This is a genomic window from Gilliamella apis, assembly GCF_002142155.1.
Lineage (GTDB): Bacteria > Pseudomonadota > Gammaproteobacteria > Enterobacterales > Orbaceae > Gilliamella > Gilliamella apis.
The window spans coordinates 52,470-75,271 of record NZ_NASD01000008.1 but is presented as its reverse complement, the minus strand read 5'-3'; the positions used below and the strand labels follow the sequence as shown (position 1 = coordinate 75,271).

The following is a 22,802-nucleotide window of genomic DNA, read 5'->3' as shown; positions in this document are numbered from 1 at the left end:
ACGGTTTAAATGGAAATTATATACCCATTTGTTTTTCACGAAGTTCAGCTAATGTTTTACAATCGATACATAAATCAGCTGTCGGTCTTGCTTCTAAACGACGAATACCAATTTCAACACCACATGATTCACAAAAACCAAAATCATCGGTTTCAATTTTCTTTAATGTCTTTTCAATTTTTTTGATCAATTTGCGTTCTCTGTCACGCGCTCTTAATTCTAAGCTAAACTCTTCTTCTTGAGTAGCGCGGTCAGCCGGATCTGGGAAATTTGCAGCCTCATCTTGCATGTGAGAAACTGTTTTACCCATTTCACCTTGTAACTGTGACAGCCATGCTTCTAAGATAAGTTTGAAATGTTTTAATTGCTTAGGATTCATGTACTCCTCACCTTTTGCCTCTTTATAAGGCTCAAGCCCTGCAATAGCAAGTAGGCTAAGAGAAGATGTATTTACTTTTTGTCCCTTTTTCACAGCAATCCCCTTAAGTACAGATTATTTGCGAGCGGTAAACTATAGCAATAATTTAGCCTTTGGCAAATTTTTTTTATTATTTTTTTGGCATTAAGACCATAAAAATTTACAACTATATGTTATTAATAAGATTAATTATTCATGCCATTTTTCTAATCCATTCATGGGACATTTTGTTAATAAATTAAACAGCTTATCGTTATCAGGTAATATCAGATCAGGTGAAATATCAAATAAAGGATAAAGTACAAATTCTCTCTTTTTCATATGATAGTGTGGTATGGTAAGCCTTTCTGTATCTATAACTAAGTCATCATATAACAATATATCTAAATCTAATGTTCTTGCTCCCCAACGATTTTCTTTACGGACTCTACCTTGTGACTTCTCAATGGCTTGTAAATGATCTAATAGTGCTATTGGTGTTAGAGATGTGGTTAATTTTATGACTGCATTGAGATAATCATTTTGATCTTGTGGTCCCAATGGTTTGCTACGATAAAACGGTGAAATATCAGAAACAACTGTTTCCGGTAATTGTTTTAAGGCTGCAATAGCTTGATTAGTTTGTTCTAATGGATCGTTAAGATTACTGCCTAAGGCAATATAACAAATTGACATAATTAGATTCAATTGAGGTGATGTTAAAACATAGTGATATTTTAACATATAAACAAGTTAGTAACTAATAAAGGAAATAGAATAATGTTTCAATTAAATTTTTGAAAAAAATTGAGGAGCCGTTTTTTTTGAGTTTTATAACTATCTATTTATTGTTATTTTTCTATGATATTTTTACTAAAAACTGGATGTGAATTTGGTTCAATTTAACCATAAACACATCCAATTATGAAGAATATACGTTATTTTAGTTTATACTATAAAACTTCGACAATTGATTCACAAAGTCTAGACATATTATCGATAGTCATTCCGGCGACATTGATTCGTCCTGAATTAACAATATAAATACCATAATCATTACGCAATTTAAGTACTTGTTCTTCAGTTAAACCACTAAATGAAAACATACCATTTTGTTTGGCAATAAAACTAAAATCTTGGTTGGCACCTTTATCTTGTAAAGTTTTCACAAATAGTTGGCGCATACGATGAATACGTTGACGCATGCCTGTTAATTCATCAATCCACTCTTCTTTTAATTCAGCATTGTTTAATATATAAGAGACAATCTTAGCACCATGGGCTGGAGGATTAGAGTAGTTGGCTCTGATAATGGTTTTGACTTGACTAAATGCCCGATCGGCAATTTCGCTATCCGCAGCAATTAAAGTGAATGCACCAACACGCTCATTATATAGACCGAAATTTTTTGAGTAAGAGCTAGCGATTAGTAGTTCAGGTTGATTATTCGCAAACAATCTAAGTCCATATACGTCTTCTTCTATACCTTGGCCAAACCCTTGATAAGCGAGGTCAAATAGTGGTAACCAACCATTTTTTAAGGCTAACTCTGAAATCGCTTGCCATTGTTCTGGAGTCGGATCGATACCAGTAGGGTTATGGCAGCAACCATGAAATAGCACGGCTTCGCCGGCGACAACTTGATTTAAATCACTCATTAAACCATCAAAATCTAGGCTTCGAGTTTGAGCATCATAATAACGGTATTCGCGAACTTCTAATCCCGCAGTTTGAAAAACGCTGCGATGATTAGGCCACGATGGATTGCTTATCCATACTCGTTTTATTTTCGTACGGCGAGATAAAAAATCTGCCATAATGCGTAATGCACCGGTTCCGCCAGGGGCTTGTGCAGTTCTCGCTCGTTGATTTTCACTACCGAATAGTAAGATTTGAGTAGCAATATTAAATGAATTAACACCATCAATGGGTAAATAGCTTTTTGTGGTTTCATCATCTAGCAATAGATGTTCAGCTTTTTTTACACTTTCTAAAATAGGTGTTTTGGTGGTCTCATCTTTATAAACACCTACACTTAAATTAATTTTGTTAGTGCGTTCATCCTTGTTGTAGAGATCCGCTAAACCTAAAATAGGATCTGCCGGTGCTGCTAATAAATATTCAAACATAAGTTACCTATTTCTTTAAGTGACACTTATTGCATTATATACACATTGTTTGGCAAGTTACAATTTGTAAACCACAATGTGGTTGAGCCTCATTTTTACCACTGCTTAGTAATTATCGAAAGCTAATTATTATGCTATAACGATAAGTTTTTCAAGAAATGTTGCTAAATTAGATGATAATGTTGTCAATTGCCCAGTTATTAAATCTTCTTTAACCACTTCGCCTGTCAAATTATTTAATGCGACGATTTCAGTATCTTCATTGGTTGAGGCGATAAAAATGGTCGGCGTTCGCTTTAATTTTTTTTGTTGCGATAGGTGAGCAATTAAATTTTTTTCTAAATTTGAAAAGTCATCATCATTCCACGCTTGTAACAAAATTAAATTAACGTCAGCAAATTTTGCTGTCAGATTTGCAGCATATTGTGTGCCGTAAAATATATGTGCACTTGGGTGGATTCTGATGTTAATAACTTGTTCTGCGATGGTTAAATCTCTTGGTGGATTAAGTAAAAAAGGTTGCCAATAAACGACTAGATTTTCAGTTTTGATAATGCAAGGCGAGGGTAAACCATGTAATTCTTCACTTTGTGGTGCATGTTCAAATTGAGCGATCCAACGCTGGGTAAAATCAAGCAATGCTACTTTTTCAGGCGCTTCCATAACTAAATATTATCTCATAGTTTATTTTATAATCGATAGTTGTCTAATATTATACGGATTAAATTGACATATACACAATTGTTAAAGTTAAGTTTTTAAATTCATAAATGCGTTATAAATCGATGTAAAAAATTTGCCGAATTTATCGACAATTAAATGATGAAAAATTAGTGATCAAAGCTTTTTTTTATTGTATTTTCAGTCTAATTTTAAGGTAGTACAAAACCAGCATTAAATTGTTTATAAAATAGTCAGTTTAATTTGCTTGCTATCCGTTGCTGAAACGTGAATAATAGACATGGATATTTTATCCATGTAATGCAGCAATGGCGTTAGACATTACAGTTTGTCAAAATAAAATAGCGTAAGTAGAATTATTATAATTAATTAATATGTTTATTTTAAACAATCATATAAAGATTTAGTGGTTTGTTAAATTGTAGAAAAATAGAATTTGCAAACTCATCATTGAAATAATATCAATAATTGTATATTTAGTGGTGTTCAAAAAGTGTATAGGTGTTTTGAATGTAATATTACCTCTAAAAAGTGTATTGATGTTGGATAAGTTATACTGATTTCACATAAAATAATAACAAAAATAACACAAATAAAATAATGAATACGGTATAAAAAATATTTAAGTAAGTACTATTGTTTATCATTGTTAAAATAAGCGGTTATTGTTAATAATAAAGTTCTACCTACAGTTAATTTAGATTAATGAAGAGTGTAGAATAATGAAAAGAATGCTAATCAACGCAACCCAGCAAGAAGAGCTGCGTGTTGCCCTTGTTGATGGCCAACGCTTGTATGATTTAGATATCGAAAGCCTTGGTCACGAACAAAAAAAAGCCAATATTTATAAAGGCAAAATCACTAAAATCAATCCTAGTTTAGAAGCTGCATTTGTCTCTTACGGTGGTGAAAGAGATGGTTTTTTACCTCTAAAAGAGATTGCTGAAAGCTATTTCCCTTCCAATATCTCTGGTCGTCGTAGTATTAAACATTTACAAGAAGGCCAAGAAGTTCTTATTCAAATAGAAAAAGAAATTCGTGGTAAAAAAGGTGCCGCTTTAACGACTTATATTAGTTTAGCTGGTAGCTATTTAGTTTTAATGCCAAATGATCCTAGAGCCGGTGGTGTTTCTCGTCGAATTGAAGGTGAAGAGCGTGCTGATCTCAAGCGTATTATTGATGCGTTGGAAAAGCCAAAAGGTATGGGCGTTATTGCTAGAACCGCTGGTGTTGGTAAAAGCCAAGAAGAGTTGCAACAGGATTTGAATGCTTTGGTCAATTATTGGACTGCGATTCAAAATGAATCTAAAAATCATCCAGCGCCAAGTCTAATCCATAAAGAAAGCGATATTATTACTCGCGCATTCCGTGATTACCTCCGTGATGATGTTGGTGATATTCTCATTGATAATCCAAAAGTGCTTGAAATTGCTAAAAAACGATTAGCTGATTTAGGCCGAGTTGAGTATGTTAGTCGCTTAAAACTTTATGAGGGTGATGTACCATTATTTAACCATTTCCAAATTGAAGGGCAGATTGAATCAGCATTCCAGCGTGAAGTTCGATTACCATCTGGTGGCTCTATTGTTATTGATGCGACCGAAGCATTAACCGCTATTGATATCAACTCAGCGAAATCTATCCGTGGTAGCGATATTGAAGAGACTGCATTTAATACTAACCTTGAAGCAGCGGAAGAGATTGCTCGTCAATTACGCTTGCGTGATTTAGGTGGTTTAATTGTGATCGATTTTATCGATATGACGCCAATCCGTAATCAGCGTGAAGTTGAAAATCGCTTGAAAGAAGCGATGAAAACTGACCGAGCAAGAATTCAAACTACACGTATTTCTCGTTTTGGTCTACTTGAGATGTCTCGCCAACGTTTAAGCCCTTCGTTGCGTGAAGCTACTCACCATATTTGTCCTCGTTGCCAAGGAACAGGTACGGTTCGTGATAATAATTCATTATCACTATCAATTCTTCGTTTAATTCAAGAAGAAGCGATGAAAGATAATACCGTGCAGATTGATGTGATTGTGCCAGTGCCAATTGCAAGTTATTTGCTTAATGAAAAACGTCGAGCCATTACCAATATCGAAAGAATGCATCCAGATGTTAAAATCGTTATTGCTGGTGATGAAGAGATGGAAACACCGCTTTATAAAGTCATCCGTAAACGTCGTGGTGAAGAGACCGATGTATTAAGCTACAATTTACCTAAGTTGATTCGTGAGCTTGAAGAAGAGGAAGAAGATCAAGTTACTGAATTGGTAGTAGAAGAAGCAGTATTATCTGGCCCTAAAGTAGAAGCAAGCAAAGCGCCAAAAGCAAAAGCTGAGCCGAAGAAAGTTGAAAAATCAACAGGTTTATTTAGTGGATTGTTTAAAAAGATTCGCCAACTATTTGTTACTGAAAAAGAGGCTCCAAAACCTGAAGTTAAGCCTCAGCAAAATAGACGACGAGACAATCAACGTTCAAATAATCGACGTCAACGTAATAATCGTAACAATAATGCGGCAGCTGCAGCAAATAATACAACTACTGAAGAAGTTAAAGAGCCGACACGTAACAATCGTCGTAGCAAACAAAATAACAATGGCAACACCAATACAACGAATAATATCAAGGCAGATAAAGTAGTTAATGAGACTGCACAACCAAAACAAAAAGAAGCTAAGCCACGCAGACAACCACGAAACTTAACTAAGAGTGTTCGGGTCAAAAATAGTGATGCGCCAGTTCAGAACGAACAAGAGCGTATTGTGATCCCTTCTTTATTGTTACCAATTATTGTTCCAGAAACAGGTGAAAATAAAGCTGTTGGCGAATCACAACCAAAACGTCAACGACGCACATCTCGACATTTGCGTATGAATACACCGCGTACCAAACGTCGTGGTAAAAATACTGAACTAAAACAGTCGCCAGTGCCGTTGTCATTTGCTGCTGCGTCTTTAGAGCTAGCATTAGGTCGGGTAGCGGTTGATTATAGTCAAGTGAATAGTGAACAACCAAATAACGCTGTACCAGTCATTCCTTCACTTTTATTACCAATCGTAATTAAAGATGAGGTGAATACTAATAGTTCTGAAAAAGCGGTTGTTAGTGACCGAAAACCACAACAACCAAAAGTAGCAGCAACAAGCTCTCAAGCTGATATTGATGTTCAAGAAAATAAACCGCAGACAGATGAAGTCGTCACTATGCCTGCAACAGAAACGACTGCTGGTTATTCTTCATCAGTGATGACAAAGGCTCCTGCTCCAGATTATGTAGAATCTAATAGTGGGATAAAAACTCGAGAAGAGTTAGATTATCATTATGAAGGTAAAGGTAACGCGGGTGGCTTAAGTGCACAAGATCACGCTTATGCAGCTGCAAGTAAACCGGTTATACCTGAGTAGTGTATAGATAAATAACGGTGACAAATGTCACCGTTATTCTTAACTCATAAAAGCGATAAAGATAAACAATGATTATCTATATTTTAAAAAAAATAGTGACGTTTTTATTTATTATCTGCGTACTTGCCCAGATCAGCTTTTGTCTGGTTTATTTTGTTCCTCAATCTATTTTTAGTGATTTAACTTTTATTGATGCATATAGCGCTTTTTTTAAGCAACTATTGCAAGGTCAATTTAAGTTAATATCTGGTGAAACCGTTCCTTTTTTCGATACGTTATTAACGACATTTGAGCTTTGTATTTTAGCGTTACTTGTTGCGTTATTTATTGGTATTCCGTTAGGAATTTTTCTTGGTTTAAGTAATATAAATTGGCTAAATACCACAATTCGATTAGGTTGTTTAATCTTTTATTCCTGTCCGATTGTTATGTTAGCAGCATTAGTGATGTTTTATCTTTCATCAACATTGCCAATATCAATGAACTTCGATATATCAATATCAGTAACGGGAAGTTCTTTATTAGATATTATTCTTTCATCGCGAACAGACAAATTACCGGCAATTATGGATCAACTACATTATTTACTTTTGCCAACAATCATTTTAGCGATTCAACCAAGCATTATGACTATTCAATTAGTCAGTGAAAATGTTAAAAATACCTCAAGGCAAAACTATATTAAAATGGCAATTATACGCGAGCGCTCACCATTTAAGATTTTACGTCGACATTTATTACCAAATTCAATTCCGGCGACAATCCCACAATTGACATATAATACAACGACTCTATTATTTTCAACGATGGTGATTGAAATCTTGTTTAACCGTGTTGGTCTTGGCCAATGGGTTATGTTGGCTTATCGTAATCATAATTATTTTATTATTTCGATAGCAATCCTTGCTTGTGGAACAGTAATTAGCTTATTAACTTTATTAGGTGAGATAACGGCTATTGCTATTTATCCATTACGTCATAAGGAACATTATGTCTAGGATAATTCAGTTAGGTAAGCGAATAAATTCGTGCTTTCATCGACTTCATAGCAATTTATATCTGATTGTCAGCTTTTATGGGATTTTAGCAATTGCTTTTATTGCATTATCGACTAAATGGTTTTTTCATGCTCATTTAAATCCAGTATATGTCGCTTCTTTGCCTCCCGCTTGGTGGCCGACTGGTGATATCAATCATATATTAGGAACAACGGCTCAGGGACAAGATATTTTCGATTTTTTATTGATCGGCTATCGGTCAACTATCTCAATGACATTAAAAGCGGTTTTTTATGTCATTATCATTAGTGGTGTGATTAATTATTTGATGTTTTTTGTCGCATTTATTCGACCGTTTATCTTATTTATCTTTAGATTCTTTATGGTGGTGCCACCATTATTGGGTGTGATTGTAATTAGTTTGCTATTAGAAGATGATATTACCAATATCTTAGTGATCATTGGTTTATCTTATGCGCCAAGATTTATTTATAATATCCATCAACGTGTTATTAAAGAATGGAATAAAACCTACATCACCGCTTATCGACTTGATGGTTTATCTTCATTTTCTATTTTAAATCATTATATTGTACCTAATATCCTACCGGTTTATTTGACCGAGATAGTGTCATTATTTGGTTCGGTTATTTTAGCTATCACAACCATTACGTTTTTAGGCTTTGCGAATGATTTTTCTCGACCTGATTTAGGCATGATGATGTTTAAGATGAAAGACATAATGGATGTTAATTTATTGGCCTTTTTAGCTCCAGGAATCGCCGTCTCTGTTACAATTATTTTGGTTTACTTATTCAATTTTGGGTTATATGGTCAGCGAGTAGGGCATTAATCATGGCACTATTAGACATTCGTAATTTAACTATAGAGTTTATTACTCCTGATGGCCTGCTACGGGCGATTGATCGCGTCAATTTAAAACTATCAGAAGGTGAAATTCGAGGTCTAGTTGGTGAATCAGGTTCAGGTAAAAGTTTAATTGCTAAAGCGATATTAGGTGTGAATAACCATAATTGGAAGATTTCTGCTGATCGCTTCTATTTTAATGATGTTGATTTATTGAAGTTGACACCGAAACAACGACGAAAAGTGATTAGTGATAATATATCCATGGTATTCCAAGAGCCACAATCTTGTTTAGATCCATCTATGAAAATTGGCCAACAGTTAATTGAGGCTATTCCGCGAAGAACATTTAAAGGACATTGGTGGCAACGACTATTTTGGCGTAAGCATCGCGCGATTGAGTTACTACATCGTGTTGGGATTAAAGATCATAAAGAAATACTTAAATCATACCCATTTGAATTAACGGAAGGCGAATGTCAAAAAGTGATGATCGCTATAGCATTAGCTAATCAACCTAAATTACTTATTGCCGATGAACCAACCAATGCCATGGAAGCAACCACCGAAGCGCAAATATTTCGTTTGCTTGCGAGTATGAATCAAAATATGGGGACAACTATTTTATTGATTAGCCATGATTTGCAAATGGTTACTCGCTGGACTGATCGTATCAATGTCCTATATTGCGGACAAACTGTTGAGGTTGCTGATAGTGAAGATTTGATTAAATCACCTTATCACCCTTATACTCAGGCATTGATTTATGCTATTCCTGATTTTGGTAAAGCGATGCCTCATAAAAGCCCTTTAAATACCTTACCTGGCGTTATTCCATCATTGGAACATTTACCCATTGGTTGTCGATTGGGGCCTCGTTGTCCTTATGCACAAAAAAAATGTATACAAGCACCAGAACTTATCCCAATCAAAGATCATTCGGTAGCCTGTCATTTTCCATTAAATACTGATGAGTAGTTTGAGATATAGGAATAGTTAATGAACCCAATATTAAAAGTCCGAAATTTATCAAAGCGATTTAAAATCCCTAAAGGACTCTTTGGTCATTTACAAATTGATGCCGTTAAACCCTTGTCGTTTTCGCTAAATGAAGGGAAAACGTTAGCCATAATTGGACAAAATGGTTCCGGAAAATCGACATTAGCTAAAATGCTGGTTGGTATGATTAAACCAGATAGTGGCGATATTTGGATTGATGGTAACAAAGTAGAATATGGCGATTTTGGCCATCGTTCTCAACTGATTCGAATGATATTCCAACATGTTGAAAGTTCATTTGATCCACGGCTGCGTATTGGCCAATTGCTTGAAATTCCACTTAAACGCAATGCCAATTATAGCAGTCATGAACGGGAAAAATTAATCAATGATGTTTTAAAACAAGTAGGTTTATTGCCGGAACACGCCTCTTATTATCCATCTGTGATGGCTGCCGGGCAAAAACAACGCGTTGCGTTAGCTAGAGCTTTAATTTTAAAACCAAAAGTGATTATTCTTGATGAAGCTTTAGCGGCTTTAGATATCTCAATGCGTTCACAAATTGTTAATTTGATGCTGTCGCTACAACAAGAACAAAATATATCTTATGTCTATGTCACACAAGATATTGGCATGATGAAACATATTAGTGACCAAATTATCGTTATGCATAATGGTGAATTGGTTGAATATGGTAATACTGCCGAAGTTTTAGCTTCGCCACTAAGTGATATTACTCAAAAACTTATAAATAGTTATTTTGGTGAAGCATTAACAGCCGATACTTGGCGGACAGATACTCGAGCTTTTTAGTTTTATTTTGCAGCAGAATAAACCAAATAACTTAGTTATTATTCTGATTTTGTTTAAAATATTCTATTTATTTTCCAATAAATACTCGACAAATTTTTTAAAACGCTCTATATTTAGCTATATAGATTTCTAGACGTCCGTTTTTCAATGTTATAGAAGATAATTTATTATTGTTAGGAGCTTTTGTTATGCCTATATGTATTCCTGATTCATTACCGGCAGTTGATGTTCTTCGTAATGAAAATGTATTTGTAATGACTTCAACGCGTGCTAATACTCAAGAAATTCGCCCACTTAAGCTTCTTTTCTTAAATTTGATGCCGAAAAAAATAGAGACTGAAAATCAATTTTTGCGGTTACTTTCTAACTCATCTTTACAGGTGAATATTCAGTTATTAAGAATAGATCAACGTGAATCCAAAAATACGCCAATAGAACATTTGAATAGCTTTTATTGTGATTTTGATGATATTCGTGAACAGAATTTTGATGGACTTATTATTACTGGAGCGCCATTAGGTAAAGTCGCTTTTTCAGATGTTGTGTATTGGCCTAAGTTAGCTGAAATTATTACTTGGGCGAAAGATCATGTAACCTCAACCATGTTTGTTTGTTGGGGGGTGCAAGCAGCATTAAATGTTTTATATGATTTACCTAAATTCACTCGTTCACAAAAGTTATCCGGTGTTTATCAACACCAAATCTTGCAGCCAAATGCTATTTTAACCCGAGGCTTTGATGATACGTTTTTAGCTCCACACTCTCGTAATGCTGATTTTCCAATTGATAAAATTAAAAACTATACCGATTTAAATATTTTAGCTGAATCAGATATAACTGGCCCATACTTAATGGCAACCGCTGATAAACGAATGGCGTTTGTTACTGGGCATCCAGAATATGATTCATTTACTTTGGCTAATGAGTATTATCGTGACTTGAAAGCAGGTATAAACCCTGAAATCCCTTTTAATTATTTCCCAGAAAATAATCCTAATTTAACTCCGAAAGCAACATGGCGAAGTCATGCTTATTTACTATTTAGTAATTGGCTCAACTATTACGTTTATCAATTAACGCCATTTGATTTAACGACTCGTAATTTGACGATTGATGATTAAAAATTATATATATCAGTTATTTTACGTTGTAATATAAATAATTAATCTAAATTTGACCATTTTCTTGGTCAAATTTAGTAATGACTAGATTTTATGGGAAAACTATTTTATTCCTTTTCGGCTACTATTAAGAACATTGGAGTTGAATGGTAATTAATTTGTTCAATTTCATCCCAAACAACTTTTGATATATCGTTTTCAATACGAATATTTTTATAACCAATTGATTGTAAAATACTCCTATCCCATTCAGGTCTAATTTCCTTACTTAATGGTAGTAATTTCGCTATTCGTTCCATCTCTAGTGTATCGGTTTGTCGATAATGATCCTCAATGCCATATTCCATGGTATTTTGTCTATCTTGCATATATTGTGAATAAAGATTTTTATTAAAAAGAAATAGATACCAATTGGCATCAAAATTAAGTAATTTACCTTTAGTATTTAACACTCTAAACCATTCTTGATATGCTAAAGTTGGATTACTCAAATTCCACGTTACATTACGCAATATAATTAAATCAAAACTATTGTCTTGGAATGGTAAGCAATGAACATCTGATAAAACAAAATTAACCTTTACTTGGTATTGTATTGCATTGTTTTTTGCTTGATTTATCATTTCTTCAGTAGCATCTACAGCAGTTACCTCATGTCCGGCTAACGCTAACGTGATAGCTAAAAAACCGGGACCAGTACCTATATCCAATACGCGTAATTTCTCTTTTTGCGGAGCATGACGCAAAATTAACTCTTGCCAGATAATTTTTTTTTCAGTAGCCAGTTCATCTTGATTAGTTTGGCTGTACTCTTTTGCTCGGCTTGCCCAATAGATAATAAGATCTCTCAAAATATTATCATCAATATTATTTGCTAATATCACTTATTCTTCTCGCTTTTTATTTTACATTTTTAATTATTTTTTTATAAATTTTTATTGCAGCACACGCAGCCCCATAACCATTATCAATATTCATTGTCATGATTCCTCCTGTGCAACTTGATAAGCAGGCATTGAGAGCAACATGACCTCCAGTAGCTACGCCATAGCCAACTGATGTAGGTACAGCAATAATAGGAGTATCAATAAGGCCAGCTAAAACAGTAGGTAATGCCGCTTCCATACCTGCAATAGCAATAATAATGCTGTATTTTTGCAAGTTAGGAAGTTGTTGTTGTAGACGCCATAATCCTGCAACACCTATATCCTGATATAAATCTGCTTTTATGCCATGGTAATTTAAGGTAATTAGTGTTTCTTCACACACTGAAGCATCAGACGAACCAGCAGAGACGATAGCTATATGAGTTTGTTCTTTTTCATTGACTGATTCTCGTTTAGCAAATATAGCGCATTGACTAATTTCATGATACTTGATTTGTTTTTGCCAATAGTTATTTAAATTATTATATTTTTCATAAGATAAATGAGTGAATAGTAGTGATGTTTGGTTTTGTTCAGCAATAGATAAGATCTTTTCAAGTTGTGTAACTGTTTTATATTGGCTAAACACGGCTTCTGAAATACCACATCTTTGGCTCCGTTCAAAATCCATAATAATATCAGAGGATTTCATTTTTATTGCTCCTTTGAAATATAATCAATTATTTTTAACGCCAATAAACGCACTTCCTTTTTCATAAGTTGATATCTGGATATCATGTGGAATAGCTAGTGGAGTAATGATAATTTTTATTTTATTGATAATGAGATCTCTTTGAGAATTTGTTAACTGTTCAACAATATGAGGTTCTAATTCAAGTACGACTTTATCATTGCGTATCCTAAATCTAACCAAAGATACTTTTAATTCTAAACGAATAATATTTTCTATTTTATCAATTGTTTGTAGATGATTAATATCAATTTTAACACCTGTTTCAATACGACTTGATAAACAAGGTGATGCTGGAATATCTTTTAAATCATGAAGTTGAAAATAATTAGCTATTTTCCTTATCATTGCTTTATCAATGTTTAGTTCAACATAGGGTTGTCTTACATTTTGTTCTTTTGCTGCTATTAGTCCTGGTCGATAATCACCTAAATCATCTAGATTTGTTCCGGTTATCAAAACTCCATGGTTTAGTTTTTTCAATTTTTCAAATAGACAGCTTTTACAGTAATAACAGCGATTGACGGGATTATTTCTATAAGATTCATTATTTAATTCTCCAGTATCAATAAATTCTACATGCCAACAATATTTGTTAGCATAATCTCGGATACGATTAGCATCTAAAATAGGAACAGAAACTGACGTTGAATGAGCAATTAGAGCTTCTTTTCCTATAGTCTTATTGGCTATATAAGCAAGTAACATACTATCAATGCCACCACTTGTCGCAATTGTGCATGTTTTGATTGTTTGAAACCACTTTGTTAGTGATAAAACGGTTGATTCAATATCTAAAGTTGTCATGATTTGATATCCTTTTCATGATCATTTAATTTTTGACTAAGATTTTTTAAGGCTGTTTGCTCAATTTTATATTTGATTATTTGGCATTCAGCATATGATTTATCTATTAATTTTAATTTGTCAGATTCTAATTTCGCTGTGTAATTATGATTAGGGCGAGTAGCGACTTTCACTGGCCATTGTTGTTGGTCTATATTTAACGTGATATGCTCTCTTGAAAGTTTGAAACGATTAATCGGCCAATATCTAACACCTAATGTACTGGTTTCTGTAAATAATTGATGGCAGATATTGGTCAATTGTTCTGATAAACATAATATCTCTATTCGGTTCATCCAACGTCCTTTCTTGCCTTTTATTTGTAGACTAACTAAATCAATAACACCAGATAATATTCTTAATTTATCTTCTGCTATTGCAAGGCTTTCAGATGTCATATCATCAATATCACATTGAATAATAAAAATACTATCTTGTTCTAAATTAGCTTGTGATTGTGTTGTAAAAACATTGGCTCTTAAAATATTTGGTTTTTGTTTAAAAGTTCGCTGTCCGCAACCATAACCACTTTTAACAAATGAACCATTTAAGAAGCTTGAATTGTGCTTCATTAGCCAAGCAAGAATGGCAGCTCCTGTTGGAGTGATGCGTTCACCAATTTCATCATCATGAATCCATTGAAAATTTGTTAGTATCTTTAATATAGCTGGCGCCGGAACGGGTAAGGTTCCATGTGCACATTTTATCGAACCTTGTCCCCAAGGTAGTGCAGAACAAGACCAACTTGATACATTGCTATGGGTGATTAGAAATGCAGCTGTAATTATATCGATTATGGCATCGTCGGCACCTACTTCATGTAGAGCTATATTTTGTAAATCAATGCCGTGTATTTCGCTCTCAGCTTGAGCAAGAATCATATAAATCTCTTTTGCACATTGGTAAGTTTTATCATGTGCTTTAATTTGATTTAACTTCACTAATATATCTTGCCATGCATAGTGTTCATGATTATTTGTTTGTGTATTTTTAGCTACAAAGTGAGCTTGTGTTTTTAAAGGTTTTAATATCAGATGTTGAGAATCATCAATTGCCTGATTATTTTTTAAAACAACAAACTGTTTACCTACAATCTCTTTTTGTCGTGTTGTTTTGATTTCTAATTGATATGATCTAAAAATAGCTAAAGGAGATAAAAATGCCCGTAATGGGGATTCTAGTTCAGGAAATGCATCTAGCATTGCTGAACAGAACATATCTCCAGCTATTCCTCCAACGATGTCCAGATGAATATGCATTATTTAACCTTTTAAAATTTTCCTAAAATACAATGTACTTAAAATTTATTCTAAATACATTGTATTCGTTATACTAGTTATTTAATCTGTATATTACTTAATTTATTGGTTATTTTTCTGTTATAACCTAATCATTTGTACCCACATTTTTTGGTAGCACAAAAATAAGGATAGAACCAATTATTACCACAATGCCAATTGATAATAAACCGGCAGCAGGAGTACCGACGATATTTTCAGAATGTTGCCTTAAAATAGGTGCGCCAAAACTAAATAATGCACCAAACATATTAACAAAACCAATACCTGCAGCTAGAGCATTACCAGTTAAAATTGATGAAGGCATAATCCAGAAAATAGGTTGGCAGGCGAAATAAGCAGTACCCGCGATACATAGCGCAATAATAGCAGGTACAGCTCCAACATAAGCCGATAATCCCAATGCCAGTCCACCGACTAATAATGTTGTTGCACAGGTATTACGTCTTTCTTGAACTTTATCTGAATATCTAGGTATAAAAAATGTACCTAATAATGCGCATAACCATGGTAATGTTGTAACTAAAGATGTCATGAAGTTAACTTTACTTCCCATAATGCTAGCAACTTGGCTTGGTAAAAAGAAGATAAGACCATATACACCACATTGAATGCAGCCATAAATAATAGCAAAGTGCCATATTCTTGGATTTTTTAAGGCATCCATAAGTTTAGCTGAAGCTGCTTTTTTGTTGTTTTCTTCTGATTGCATTTGATTTGCCAGCAATTGTTTTTCTTCGGCAGATAAGAATCTTGCTGTTTCAGGGGTATCATCTAAATAGAAGAATGTCCAAATACCTGCAATAATTGCAAGTGCACCTTCAATTATAAACATCCAAAACCATCCCGGATGGTTTAAAAATCCATGAAGTTCTAAAAGAGCACCAGAAAGCGGTGAACCGAATGCCATAGCTAATGGCGCACCCATATAAAATAAGCCCATCACGGCGGCACGATTTGCTTGAGGGAACCATTGTGATGTTAAATAGATCATACCTGGAAAGAAACCAGCTTCAGTAACACCAAGTAATACCCTGATTGTTAAGAATTTAACTTCTGAATCAGCAAATCCCATTCCTGCTGATAAAACACCCCAAGCCAATGTAGTTACACCAATCCAATTTCTGGCACCAAATTTCTTTAGACATAAGTTTGCTGGTGCACCTAAAAATGCATATACTACAAAAAATAATCCTGCTCCTAATGCATAAGCTTCATTACTTAATCCAATGTCAATTTGGTAACTTTCTTTGGCAAAACCAATATTTGAACGATCTAAAAATGCTAAAACATAAAGTATTAACATAAATGGAATTAATCGAATTTTTGTTTTTTTTATTACCGATAATAAGTTAATATTACTCATAGAGAACTCCCTAGCCTTCAATTGAAGACTATAATTTAAATTTTTAATAATTCTTAGCTATTATTAATCACATATTTACATGCCAATACCTATATCAGTTACATTGTTATTGTCATCGAAAGATATGTATTCAGGTTTAGTTAGAATCTCGATTTGTGGATTTGACTTTGCATCTTCAAGCATATTTTCTGAAATATAAAACTCATCAATATGTAATGTATTAGCTATTCTGATAATGCGTGCTTCTTTTCGTCCATCTAAAATAATGCATGTCTTAATAGCTGCTTGCATGGCTTGTTTATCATTAGCTAATATTACTGGTACATAGCCGTCTTGGCTTAATCGAGAGGTTAGTACATTTGGATAAGTTTCAGGAAAATCTACTTTATCTAACAAACGTTGAGTTGAAAAATCCGCAAATCCCATTCCGGTAGCATTTCCGCCACTTTTTTCATGTAGATCTAAAACTACTATTCGGTCAGGACGGATTGTGGCAATCGGTTGCATAAATGGTGTACAAGCTCTGCCTGTTACATGACAATCCATGCCTCCACCAGAATAAATTTTTCCCATTAGATCAACAATACAAACATCGACATTATCAAACATCACTTTCGGGAAATAGCTTTTAGATTTTGATAACAATATTTTTTCACGTTCTTCAAGTTTATTGGCAGGAATAGCTTCGATATCAACGACTTGATCATAGGCGTTTTCAATTGTTCCGATTCCGAATAAGAAAGGTGTATTGGCTATTTTTACTTTTGCCATCTCGACAATATTATTTGCCATACAACCAAATCCATAAGTATGGCAAGAATCCGCACCTTTTTGTTTAGCAAAACCAATTGAAAGCATTTTTATAATTCCACTTTCAATTGGTGCAGTAAATGCGTTATGTGCTTTTATGCGATTAATACAAATAATACCATCAGCTTGCATGGCATTTTTATCCATTAATACTTCAAGCCCATTAGGTAACTGTCCAACTTTTATTGTTTCCATTGAAGAGCGAATTTCACATCCTAAAAATTCTTCTGTCATGCCTAATTTTTCTAGAACATGAATTTGTCCTTCAGCAGTAGCTCCTCCATGACTACCCATAGCTGGAACACCATAAGGTTTAGCTCCTAGTGCTTTTAACTCATTAATCACCGCTCTTGCAATTAAGTGTATTTTGGCAATACCTCTACTACCGAGACCAACTGCAATGGACATGTCTTTTTTTATTAAATTTTTGATTTCTGGCTTCGAAAATTCAGCGTGAACTTTAGCATCAATATCTTGAATTTCATTGGGTGACTCAAAGTGTTGCTTAACTCTTACCATCCTAGGTATTTTTACATCATTAAGTAATTCATCAACAAATGACATAGTTTTCTCCTTATTTGTAATATAATTAAGATTTAAAACAAAATATTACATAATTGCACCGGGCTGCCATGGGACGAATTCAAGTGAGCCGTATCCAAATTTTTCACTTTTAGTCTTTTCACCAGAAGCAACAGCTAAGATTGTTTCAAATATTCGCTTACCTGCTTGCTCTAATGTTTCTTGTCCATCAGCTACATCACCACAATTAATATCCATATCTTCCTCTTGGCGACGCCATAGAAAATTATTGGATGCGATTTTTATGCATGGGGTTGGTTTTGAACCATATGCAGATCCCCTTCCTGTTGTAAAACACATAATATTGGCTCCACCAGCAATTTGGCCTGTACATGCAAATGCGTCATATCCAGGGGTATCCATAAATACCAATCCTTTTGCGGTTACTGGTTCTGCATATTCATATACATCAATAAGATTAGTACTTCCTGCTTTACAAATCGCACCAAGTGATTTTTCAAGAATGGTCGTTAATCCTCCTTCTTTATTGCCTGCGGATGGATTATTATTTAATTCTGCGTGACATCTTTTGGCATAATCCTCCCACCATAAAATTCGATTAATTAGTTTTTCACCTACTTCTTTGGAAGTTGCTCGGCGAGTAAGTATATATTCAGCACCATAAATTTCAGGGGTTTCGGCGAGTATTGCTGTACCTCCTTGCTGTACGAGTAAATCAACAGCTACGCCAAGTGCAGGGTTAGCAGAAATGCCTGAGTAACTATCAGAACCACCACATTCAAGTGCTAAAACTAATTCTGATGCAGGTACTTCTTCTCTGGTGTATTGATTTGCTTCATTTAACATGCTTTCAATAATAGTTACGCCCTTATCGAAAGTTTTTTGTGATCCACCTGTTTCTTGAATAGTCATATGTTGTAGCATAGGACCTTCATTTAAACCTTTCACTTGAATAAGATCTTTGATTTGATTTGATTCACAACCAAGGCCAATTATTAGAATACCGGCAAAGTTAGGATGATTTGCATAACCGCTCATTGTGCGTTGCATCATCTTCATCAAATCACCTTTCATATCCATGGCACAACCAAAACTTTGAGGTAGGGCTACGATTCCATCTATATTGGGATAATCAGCTAATCCTTTAGCTTTAAAGTGATCTTCAAGGCGACGTGCAACTGTTGCACTACAGTTGACGGATGTTAGTATGCCAATATAGTTACGGGTTGCTATTTGGCCGTTTTTACGCTTATAGCCCATGAAAGTCCTTTTTTCACTAGCCATTGGTGTTTCTTGTTTATCTGCACAAAAGTCATATTCGTGCCCATAATCACCCATTTTTAGATTATGTAAATGGATATGTTCTCCAGCTTGAATATCACAAATTGCATAACCTATAATTTGATTATAACGTTTAATTGGTTGATCTTTTTCGATATTGTGAAGCGCTATTTTATGTCCTTCTTTTATATCTGAAAGTACAGAAACATTTGCTTCTTGAATGATGTATCCTTTGGATACAGGAAAACGAGCTATGGCAACATCATCATTGGGATGAAGTATGATTACTTTAGATACTTCGCTCATAATTTGCTCCTAAAACTAATTAGTAATAAATTTTTATAAAATCTTTGAATCGGATAATAATTTTTTTAGAACTTTCTTTTTATCGGAAGTTAATGGCATTACTGGAGCTAAAACTTCTGTTGAAATATCGACACCGGACAGTTTTATTGCTTGTTTGATTACGCCAAAGAATGGAGATTCAATTGCATAGACAGGCATTAATTTTGCTAATTGACGTTGTAATTTAAATGCTTTTTCATAATCTTTTTTAACAAAAGCTTTATAAATTCCTTTAGTAATTTTTGGTGCAAAATTAAAGGTTGCAGGAATACCACCGTGTCCACCAAGAATAAGAGTGTCTAACATATATTCATCAAATCCACTGAAGATAATAAAATCTGGACGGAAGGCGTGAACTCTGTTGATAACTTCTCGGGTATGGCTTATGTTATCAATGGTGTCTTTCAAACCAATAATATTTGGTTGATCCTTGGCTAATCGAGTAATAACATCAATACCAATATCTTGGCCGGTTAATGCCGGGAAATTGTAAAGTAGTACTGGTATATCAAGATTTTCAGCGACAGTTTTATAATGGTGATAAATGGCATCACTATTCAATAAAGCATAATATGGATTAACCACTAAAACGGCATCTGCGCCTATTTGTGCTGCATGCTGACCATATTGAATAGTTTCTTTGGTACTTGGACTGGATATTCCAATCATCACCGGAATGCGTTTATTGATATGTTTTACCGCAAATTCAGCAACTTCATATCGCAACTTAGGTGGCATATGGCAGAACTCACCACCACTACCTAGAATTAAAACACCATCAGCTTCGTTATCGATGAGATGATCTAATAATTTGCCCATTCCTTTTTTATCTAGTTCCCCTTTTTTATTAACGATAGTAGGGACTGGAGGGAATATACCTTTAAATTTTTCTAAATTCATTTTTTCTCCTTGTTCATGATGTAGAACATTGTTTCTTAAATTGGAACAAATTATTGGTAAAAAAATCTAGAATTGCAATGTATTAATTCAAAAGAAAATTAATTTTGTGATCATCCTCTCATTGTCAAAAATAATTTTTTTTGTAATTGGTTTTTTCCGTATAATGAAATATAGTTCTTTTTGTGGGAATTTTTTAATGTTATTAATTAAGAGGTAAATATGATTTATTACATTCCACCGGTTAATCTATTGGGTAAAGGATGTTTATCTGAATTAGGTGTACCGGTTAAAAAACTAAATTGCCGAAAAGCATTCGTTGTTAGTGATAAGTTTTTAGTGGGTAATGGTACTGTAGATAGAGTAGTAGATATATTGGCAAAAGAGGGGATTGAATCGGTTATTTTTTACGATGTAAAACCAAATCCAACCGTTACTAATGTTGAAAATGCACTAAAATTATGTCAAGAATCTAAATGTGATTTTATTGTCTCAATTGGTGGTGGATCGCCACAAGATTGTGGTAAAGCTGTTGCTGTGTTGGCGACGAATGGCGGTAAAATTACTGACTATGAAGGGATGCATAAAAGTAAACATAAATGTTTACCAATTGTGGCAATAGCAACAACTGCTGGTACCTCTGCCGAAGTTACCATCAATTACGTGATTACTGATGAAAGTAGACACGTGAAAATGATTATGGTGGATCCAAATACATTGGCGTCAATAACAGTTAGTGATCCTGATTTAATGATTTCTAAACCAGCCAATTTAACTGCGGCAACAGGTATGGATGCATTAACTCATGCTATTGAAGCTGTAGTTGCTAAAGGAGCGATGGATGTTACTGATTCAACCGCATTATATGCGATTGGTCAAACTTTTAAGTATTTAGCTCGAGCGGTTAAAAATGGTAACGATATCGAAGCAAGAGAACAGATGAGTTATGCCTGTTTTTTAAATGGAATTGCATTTAGCAATGCCGGTCTGGGTAATGTTCATGCTATGGCTCATCAACTAGGTGGTCTTTATGATTTACCTCATGGGGTATGTAATGCAATGTTATTATCGGTAGTTGAAGAAGAAAATGCTAAACATGCGCCAGAAAAATTTAGAGTTATCGCAGAAACAATCGGATTAGATACTAAAAATAAAACGGATCAAGAGTGTGTTGATTATGTGATAAAACGAATTAAAGATTTGGCACAAGAGGTAGGTATCCCTAAATCTTTAAAAGAAATTGGTGTTGATAATCCAGATTTTGAATTATTGGCTGAAAATTCGATGAAAGATGCTTGTGCCGGAGCAAATCCAGTATTTTTTGATAAACAAAAACTGATTGAGTTATTTAAGAAAATAGCGTAGCAGTTAATTTATCCAATGAGTCAAAATAATATTGAATCATAATGATTCAATATTATTAAAACTTATCTGTCAATTGTTGGCATGCATCACGTACTAATTGTGAGTATTTATCGATTTTATCCACAGGTAGTTGAAAAAGAACACCCGAAATACTGATAGCTGCGATGGGTTCGTTATTTTTATTGAAGATTGGTGCAGCAATACAATGAACACCTTGAACATCTTCCTGATTATCATAAGCCCAACCTTGAGACCTAATTTTAGCAAGCTCTTTTTTTAACTGTTTCTTGCTGGTTATTGTTGTGTCGGTATATTTGATTAATTTATCTTCGGGAATAAGTTGATCAATTTTTTCTTCTGGTAACCAAGCTATTAATGCTTTGCCAATACCAGAGCTATGCAAAGGCAATTTTTTACCAATCCAAGTGCGAATACCAATAGCCTGATCATTTTCAATTTTAGCAATATAAACAGAATAAAGACCATCAAGAACACCTAAATGGCAGGTCAAATTGGTTTTATCTCGCAGTTTAATCATTAAAGGTTCGGCTATTTTAGTGATATCAAACTGTTCTAGAGATTTATCTCCCCATTCATGCAATTTTAACCCAAGATAATACTTATTTTGATCTTGTCGCAAAATACCATGCATGACTAAGGCATTTAATAGTGTTGATGTACTGCTTTTAGGTAAATTGAGATCTTGAAATATTTGACTAAAAGTAGCCCCTCTGTGGTTATCTAAATAATCACAAATACGGACAATTTTATCTAATGCTGGTACCAGTGTTTGAATATTGGGCATGAAATATCCTAATATAATAATGTAAGAAATATATTTATTTTATTGATACTAATTGTTTAGAAAAACATATTATGAACGGTTTAGTGTATTAAGTGTCTTATCTTCAACATTATATTCAAGTTATTTGATAAGGAAAAGAAAATAACTTTTATTATTTTTCTCGCTTTGTGAATTTAAATCGATAAATCCTTATCTTGCATCATGTTAGGCATAGTTA

20 protein-coding genes are annotated in these 22,802 nt (G+C 34.0%); 7 read left to right on the top strand and 13 right to left on the bottom strand.

The genetic code is table 11. The features are described from left to right. Positions 1 to 16: 16 nt before the first annotated feature. The 4 genes from dksA to syd all read right to left on the bottom strand — a co-directional run bounded on the left by dksA (position 17) and on the right by syd (position 3,189). Positions 17 to 472 carry an RNA polymerase-binding protein DksA gene (gene dksA / locus B6C84_RS05540; RefSeq protein WP_065614638.1) on the bottom strand — a complete coding sequence of 152 codons (456 nt, stop codon included), beginning with the start codon at positions 470 to 472 and terminating at the stop codon, positions 17 to 19. 135 nt (positions 473 to 607) lie between these two features. Beyond that, positions 608 to 1,093: a 2-amino-4-hydroxy-6-hydroxymethyldihydropteridine diphosphokinase gene (folK, locus tag B6C84_RS05535; RefSeq protein WP_065614637.1), complete on the bottom strand. Its 486-nt coding sequence runs from the start codon at positions 1,091 to 1,093 to the stop codon at positions 608 to 610. A 257-nt stretch (positions 1,094 to 1,350) separates the two neighbouring features. Next, positions 1,351 to 2,526 carry an amino acid aminotransferase gene (locus B6C84_RS05530; RefSeq protein WP_086320863.1) on the bottom strand — a complete coding sequence of 392 codons (1,176 nt, stop codon included), beginning with the start codon at positions 2,524 to 2,526 and terminating at the stop codon, positions 1,351 to 1,353. 129 nt (positions 2,527 to 2,655) lie between these two features. Then, on the bottom strand, positions 2,656 to 3,189 hold the full coding sequence (syd, locus tag B6C84_RS05525) for a SecY-interacting protein (RefSeq protein ID WP_086320864.1): 534 nt from the start codon (positions 3,187 to 3,189) through the stop codon (positions 2,656 to 2,658). Between the two features lie 740 nt (positions 3,190 to 3,929). Between syd and rne the strand changes: the two genes are divergently transcribed. From rne to metA, 6 genes are all read left to right on the top strand, one after another. Continuing rightward, positions 3,930 to 6,614, top strand: a complete 2,685-nt coding sequence (gene rne, locus B6C84_RS05520) for a ribonuclease E (protein ID WP_086320865.1) — start codon at positions 3,930 to 3,932, stop codon at positions 6,612 to 6,614. Positions 6,615 to 6,682: 68 nt separating this feature from the next. Further along, the gene (locus B6C84_RS05515; protein ID WP_086320866.1) at positions 6,683 to 7,612 is read left to right on the top strand and encodes an ABC transporter permease subunit; all 930 of its coding nucleotides are present in this window, start codon (positions 6,683 to 6,685) and stop codon (positions 7,610 to 7,612) included. After that, positions 7,605 to 8,465, top strand: a complete 861-nt coding sequence (locus B6C84_RS05510; RefSeq protein WP_086320867.1) for an ABC transporter permease subunit — start codon at positions 7,605 to 7,607, stop codon at positions 8,463 to 8,465. Before B6C84_RS05515 ends, B6C84_RS05510 begins: the two co-directional genes overlap by 8 nt. Before the next feature lie 2 nt (positions 8,466 to 8,467). After that, a complete protein-coding gene (sapD, locus tag B6C84_RS05505) occupies positions 8,468 to 9,457 on the top strand; it encodes a putrescine export ABC transporter ATP-binding protein SapD (RefSeq protein ID WP_086320868.1) in 990 nt (329 codons plus the stop codon). Between the two features lie 21 nt (positions 9,458 to 9,478). Further along, a complete protein-coding gene (locus B6C84_RS05500) occupies positions 9,479 to 10,291 on the top strand; it encodes a peptide ABC transporter ATP-binding protein (protein WP_086320869.1) in 813 nt (270 codons plus the stop codon). Positions 10,292 to 10,479: 188 nt separating this feature from the next. Continuing rightward, a complete protein-coding gene (metA, locus tag B6C84_RS05495) occupies positions 10,480 to 11,412 on the top strand; it encodes a homoserine O-acetyltransferase MetA (RefSeq protein WP_065651708.1) in 933 nt (310 codons plus the stop codon). Positions 11,413 to 11,519: 107 nt separating this feature from the next. Here metA and B6C84_RS05490 read toward each other — a convergent pair whose 3' ends face one another. The 8 genes from B6C84_RS05490 to B6C84_RS05455 all read right to left on the bottom strand — a co-directional run bounded on the left by B6C84_RS05490 (position 11,520) and on the right by B6C84_RS05455 (position 20,418). After that, positions 11,520 to 12,296 carry a class I SAM-dependent methyltransferase gene (locus B6C84_RS05490; protein WP_086320870.1) on the bottom strand — a complete coding sequence of 259 codons (777 nt, stop codon included), beginning with the start codon at positions 12,294 to 12,296 and terminating at the stop codon, positions 11,520 to 11,522. 16 nt (positions 12,297 to 12,312) lie between these two features. Continuing rightward, positions 12,313 to 12,990: a nickel pincer cofactor biosynthesis protein LarB gene (larB, locus tag B6C84_RS05485; protein ID WP_065578388.1), complete on the bottom strand. Its 678-nt coding sequence runs from the start codon at positions 12,988 to 12,990 to the stop codon at positions 12,313 to 12,315. Positions 12,991 to 13,014: 24 nt separating this feature from the next. Continuing rightward, complete coding sequence (larE, locus tag B6C84_RS05480; protein ID WP_086320871.1) at positions 13,015 to 13,836, bottom strand: ATP-dependent sacrificial sulfur transferase LarE; 822 nt, start codon at positions 13,834 to 13,836, stop codon at positions 13,015 to 13,017. Beyond that, complete coding sequence (larC, locus tag B6C84_RS05475) at positions 13,833 to 15,134, bottom strand: nickel pincer cofactor biosynthesis protein LarC (RefSeq protein ID WP_086320872.1); 1,302 nt, start codon at positions 15,132 to 15,134, stop codon at positions 13,833 to 13,835. Before larC ends, larE begins: the two co-directional genes overlap by 4 nt. A 127-nt stretch (positions 15,135 to 15,261) precedes the next feature. Beyond that, entirely contained in the window at positions 15,262 to 16,539 is a 1,278-nt protein-coding gene (locus B6C84_RS05470) for an MFS transporter (RefSeq protein WP_086320873.1), read from the bottom strand. A gap of 75 nt (positions 16,540 to 16,614) precedes the next feature. Beyond that, positions 16,615 to 17,913, bottom strand: coding sequence for a nickel pincer cofactor-dependent isomerase, group 22 (locus B6C84_RS05465; RefSeq protein ID WP_086320874.1), 1,299 nt, complete (start codon positions 17,911 to 17,913; stop codon positions 16,615 to 16,617). A gap of 45 nt (positions 17,914 to 17,958) precedes the next feature. Continuing rightward, positions 17,959 to 19,479 (bottom strand): UxaA family hydrolase, encoded by a 1,521-nt coding sequence (locus B6C84_RS05460; protein ID WP_065578384.1) that lies wholly within the window; start codon positions 19,477 to 19,479, stop codon positions 17,959 to 17,961. 33 nt (positions 19,480 to 19,512) lie between these two features. Continuing rightward, positions 19,513 to 20,418 carry a dihydrodipicolinate synthase family protein gene (locus B6C84_RS05455; protein WP_065578383.1) on the bottom strand — a complete coding sequence of 302 codons (906 nt, stop codon included), beginning with the start codon at positions 20,416 to 20,418 and terminating at the stop codon, positions 19,513 to 19,515. Between the two features lie 219 nt (positions 20,419 to 20,637). Here B6C84_RS05455 and B6C84_RS05450 point away from each other — a divergent pair, with 219 nt between their 5' ends. Further along, positions 20,638 to 21,780, top strand: coding sequence for an iron-containing alcohol dehydrogenase (locus B6C84_RS05450; RefSeq protein WP_065578382.1), 1,143 nt, complete (start codon positions 20,638 to 20,640; stop codon positions 21,778 to 21,780). Between the two features lie 55 nt (positions 21,781 to 21,835). Here the strand turns inward: B6C84_RS05450 and B6C84_RS05445 are convergent, their stop codons facing one another. Then, positions 21,836 to 22,585, bottom strand: a complete 750-nt coding sequence (locus tag B6C84_RS05445) for an IclR family transcriptional regulator (protein WP_034901731.1) — start codon at positions 22,583 to 22,585, stop codon at positions 21,836 to 21,838. Positions 22,586 to 22,802 lie beyond the last annotated feature (217 nt).

Coding starts and splice junctions, on each gene's coding strand:
- B6C84_RS05455 (WP_065578383.1), bottom strand. CDS start 20,418: ATGAATTTAGAAAAATTTAAAGGTATATTCCCTCCAGTCCCTACTATC.
- B6C84_RS05450 (WP_065578382.1), top strand. CDS start 20,638: ATGATTTATTACATTCCACCGGTTAATCTATTGGGTAAAGGATGTTTA.
- folK (WP_065614637.1), bottom strand. CDS start 1,093: ATGTCAATTTGTTATATTGCCTTAGGCAGTAATCTTAACGATCCATTA.
- B6C84_RS05445 (WP_034901731.1), bottom strand. CDS start 22,585: ATGCCCAATATTCAAACACTGGTACCAGCATTAGATAAAATTGTCCGT.
- metA (WP_065651708.1), top strand. CDS start 10,480: ATGCCTATATGTATTCCTGATTCATTACCGGCAGTTGATGTTCTTCGT.
- rne (WP_086320865.1), top strand. CDS start 3,930: ATGAAAAGAATGCTAATCAACGCAACCCAGCAAGAAGAGCTGCGTGTT.
- B6C84_RS05530 (WP_086320863.1), bottom strand. CDS start 2,526: ATGTTTGAATATTTATTAGCAGCACCGGCAGATCCTATTTTAGGTTTA.
- B6C84_RS05460 (WP_065578384.1), bottom strand. CDS start 19,479: ATGAGCGAAGTATCTAAAGTAATCATACTTCATCCCAATGATGATGTT.
- B6C84_RS05465 (WP_086320874.1), bottom strand. CDS start 17,913: ATGTCATTTGTTGATGAATTACTTAATGATGTAAAAATACCTAGGATG.
- larE (WP_086320871.1), bottom strand. CDS start 13,836: ATGACAACTTTAGATATTGAATCAACCGTTTTATCACTAACAAAGTGG.
- B6C84_RS05500 (WP_086320869.1), top strand. CDS start 9,479: ATGAACCCAATATTAAAAGTCCGAAATTTATCAAAGCGATTTAAAATC.
- sapD (WP_086320868.1), top strand. CDS start 8,468: ATGGCACTATTAGACATTCGTAATTTAACTATAGAGTTTATTACTCCT.
- larB (WP_065578388.1), bottom strand. CDS start 12,990: ATGAAATCCTCTGATATTATTATGGATTTTGAACGGAGCCAAAGATGT.
- B6C84_RS05510 (WP_086320867.1), top strand. CDS start 7,605: ATGTCTAGGATAATTCAGTTAGGTAAGCGAATAAATTCGTGCTTTCAT.
- B6C84_RS05470 (WP_086320873.1), bottom strand. CDS start 16,539: ATGAGTAATATTAACTTATTATCGGTAATAAAAAAAACAAAAATTCGA.
- syd (WP_086320864.1), bottom strand. CDS start 3,189: ATGGAAGCGCCTGAAAAAGTAGCATTGCTTGATTTTACCCAGCGTTGG.
- B6C84_RS05515 (WP_086320866.1), top strand. CDS start 6,683: ATGATTATCTATATTTTAAAAAAAATAGTGACGTTTTTATTTATTATC.
- larC (WP_086320872.1), bottom strand. CDS start 15,134: ATGCATATTCATCTGGACATCGTTGGAGGAATAGCTGGAGATATGTTC.